The 3,158-nt window shown below is 43.6% G+C and carries 3 protein-coding genes and 1 pseudogene; all 4 read right to left on the reverse strand.

Annotation, left to right across the window (positions count from 1 at the left end; genetic code table 11):
* On the reverse strand, positions 1-335 hold a 335-nt coding region (locus ACO6VE_RS24130), incomplete at its 3' end, for a hypothetical protein (protein WP_422464012.1).
* Positions 336-359: 24 nt separating this feature from the next.
* Positions 360-461, reverse strand: a pseudogene (locus tag ACO6VE_RS24135) (hypothetical protein); the annotation flags it as partial.
* 33 nt (positions 462-494) lie between these two features.
* Positions 495-2,003 (reverse strand): IS66 family transposase, encoded by a 1,509-nt coding sequence (gene tnpC / locus ACO6VE_RS24140; RefSeq protein ID WP_422444001.1) that lies wholly within the window; start codon positions 2,001-2,003, stop codon positions 495-497.
* Between the two features lie 270 nt (positions 2,004-2,273).
* Positions 2,274-2,930 (reverse strand): hypothetical protein, encoded by a 657-nt coding sequence (locus tag ACO6VE_RS24145; RefSeq protein WP_422443999.1) that lies wholly within the window; start codon positions 2,928-2,930, stop codon positions 2,274-2,276.
* Positions 2,931-3,158 lie beyond the last annotated feature (228 nt).

The raw sequence follows: 3,158 nt of genomic DNA on the forward strand, positions 1-3,158 counted from the left end.
GCAGTCCCGATATTTCTGGAAGCCCCGGTAGCAGCTGCGACAGCCCCGGCAACAGCCCCGGCAGTAATCAAGACGGTCGCGACAGCAATCATGATCCCCCCGGAAACAGCCCCGTCAACAGCCCCGCCAACAGCCCCGGCAGCAGCCCCAAAGACAGCACCCCCGACAGCAAGCGCGGGGACGCACTTCACAATAGTTCGGCCAATAAGTTTACTCGTTTTTTGCAAAAAAATGACCACACGCTCCTGCAATGGGATATTTTTTATCTCTTTTATCTTGTTATCAGTTAATTGATTGGTACAGGCAGGGCATTTTTTTTGGTTGGAACTTTCCACCCATTTCCGCATGCATGATTTACCAAAAACATGTCCGCATGTCAGCTGGATGCTTTTGTATTTTTTTGAGTCACAACATATTGAGTCATAACATATTGCACATTCAAGACCCTTAGCACTATTCATATCAAAACCGAACCATAAAAGGATTTTTCGTAACTATTCAGCCCCAAGAAGCGGAAGATTGCCGTAATTCTCTACAGCTCTATAAATGGAGTGGAATATATTCTTTCCTTGCTTTTTCGCAGACGACACGTAGCTGCGGATCCGTGTAAACATGGAACCATCGTAATCATTCCTGAAGCAGCCTGAGATTTTCTGCTTCAGCTTTGCCATCCTGGCATCCCTTTCGCTGCCGTTGTTATCGAAAGGGATTGTGAAGTCCGTCATGAAACGCAGTGTCTCTTCCTTGTAATCAATGAGCCTCTTGAACAGGTTATAAGCCTTGGTTCTCTTTACCTTCTTTCGTCCCAGCTCTTGCCGCTGCCTCTCCATATAAGCGGCTTCTTTCGCCAGTGCGCGCTTGAGTATACGATCATAAATATCTTCTATGCGCTCTTGCAGAACAGACGGCATCTGTAGCATTCCAATAGTGTTAAACCCTTTACAATAATGCCAGCTGAGCCGCAGCAGTTTCATTAAGCGCAGAGCCAGCTGGTTGGCATCCCTGTCTACCACACCCTGAAGCTCGCGCAGATGATGGGCGTTGCACAATACGTGTACTGCCGCATAGGTAAAGTAGGGTTTCCAGTGGTCATGAACCAGCACGCCGGTAAACGTGAGCAATATACCCATGGCATCCATGCCTTCGCAGCCACGCTTTTGTGCAAGATGGTAGAGTGTCCACTGATCATCCCGCAGGATATGTAGCCACCAGAGGTCACCGTCCACCCTCATACCCGTTTCATCGGAGCCAGCAACAGGCGTCTCCTTTAGAGCATCCTTGATGACCTGTTCAGTAGAGGCGAGGTTTTCGTAAGTTGCTGCAACGAAGTTGGCAACACTGCCTGCACTGAGGCTCATGTTATGAACGGTATGAAAATATTCTGACACTCTCTTGTAAGGAATAAAGTGATACTGGTTCAGGTAGACGGCCATGGCCTTTGTTGACGGCCCATATTGTACGGCAGCGGTCACTCCCTTGGGAAAAGCTGCCTGATTATGGTGACCACAGGAACAAACCTTCACCTCTGCCCTGTGAGCGGTTACCTCGGGGCAACCGGGCTTTCCCCATTCAAACACCTGACGCTCAATATGCTTGAGTGGCTCAACATCAAGAAGGGAAGTATGGCAATCATGACATTCCAGAAGTGTGTGATAGACAACATAATCAGGATTATCAACTGACTTAAGGCAGTTACCTTTATGCCCCTTTTGACCACCGGCTTTATTATCAGACGATTGCCTCAGGCTTTTGGGAGTTGGAGACTCCTGCTGTGAATCGGAGTTTTTTCCATTAGTGGAATCATCTTGGGGACTGTCGCTTTTATTGGGTTTCTGATAGCCATCGGACGATGGAGGTTTACTGCTGTTCTGACTGTTTTTACTGACCATCCCCTCAAGCTCACGACACCGTTCTTCAAGGTAGGCAACCTTCATGCGTAGTTGTACAACTTCCTCTGCCAGGAGTTGGTCGCTTGAAGGTGTTGACGACGTTTCAGAACCCATGCTGGATATGAACCTGAGATTCATTGCATCTCAGGCTGGCAGATAATTCAGGAATTTCCAGAAAATTTTGAGGGGTGCTGAACAGTAACATTGCAGCTTTCTTCCATGACCATATATTTGTTCAGTCAGATAAGGCGGAAGATGCTTTGAAAGCACTGCATGAACTCTCGACAACTGATAATAGCAAAACATGCTTGTAACGAATCAGGATGAATTTACGTTGAATTTCTGGTGATATGTTAGCTCACTATGGAATACAACAGCGGTTACTTAAATCATCATCTCCTCCAGGGATTCAGATGTACCATTTTGGGATAATGCTCCTTCAGTAAAATTAATACAATCCTGAGTGGGGTTTTTGATAAAATATTCTGCTGAATGCAAAATATTCTTTTCATCATGATCCGCCAATCCTATTTCATTTAGTGTGGTTTTTAAAAAAGAATCAGGGTCAGCATCTTTTAAAAGTAAAGCATGATAATGGTCATCTTTAGGCTTTTCTTTTTTATGTAATCTTGGCAAATGACACTTTATATCTTTTTCACAAAGCAATTTTACATTATCAGATTTGTCCCAGAGGTTAGGATAATTTTCATCAGTATAAAAAGTAAAAACAAATCTATCTTTAATAGGTATTGAGTTGATGGTTATATAAGTTGTTGTATAAAACCCTTTGCTCTTTGGAAAATATGAAAACCCGAAATCAAATTTTCTGGCTAAATGTAATGAAAATACACCCGTCTTGTTTTCTGGTGATTCGATAAAATTGCTGTTTAATCGTAACTTCTCATTTTTAACTGGCAAAACCTCAGTTTCTGTCGTCATTTTAGCGGTTTTACTGGGCTTTAGAGGATTGCATGTAGAATTTGCTGGTCTTTTTTGAGCTGTTATGGTTAGACTTGAACCTGCTGATACCGATGGTTGCATTATAGTCCTCGAGGGCTATTAACAATTTATTAAAACTGTATTTTAGATTTGATATTAGAATAGAAATTCGCTTTTTAAACTAATAATTCTGAAAGCGTGCCTGACATAAAATTCAAGTGATCAATGGCCCGCTATTCAACGTGAGTTCGATGCTCAGAAAGCCATAGGCAAACCTTCTGTCAGTGCTGTTACATCAATATGAGGCTTTCTGGGCTGCCGGGTATAAGC

Origin of the sequence: Endozoicomonas sp. ALB115, assembly GCF_049310245.1 — a bacterium.
Classification (GTDB): Bacteria; Pseudomonadota; Gammaproteobacteria; order Pseudomonadales; family Endozoicomonadaceae; genus Endozoicomonas.

Excerpts from the sequence above, each read along its gene's own strand:
- ACO6VE_RS24145 (WP_422443999.1), bottom strand. The coding sequence starts at position 2,930 with ATGCAACCATCGGTATCAGCAGGTTCAAGTCTAACCATAACAGCTCAA.
- tnpC (WP_422444001.1), bottom strand. The coding sequence starts at position 2,003 with ATGGGTTCTGAAACGTCGTCAACACCTTCAAGCGACCAACTCCTGGCA.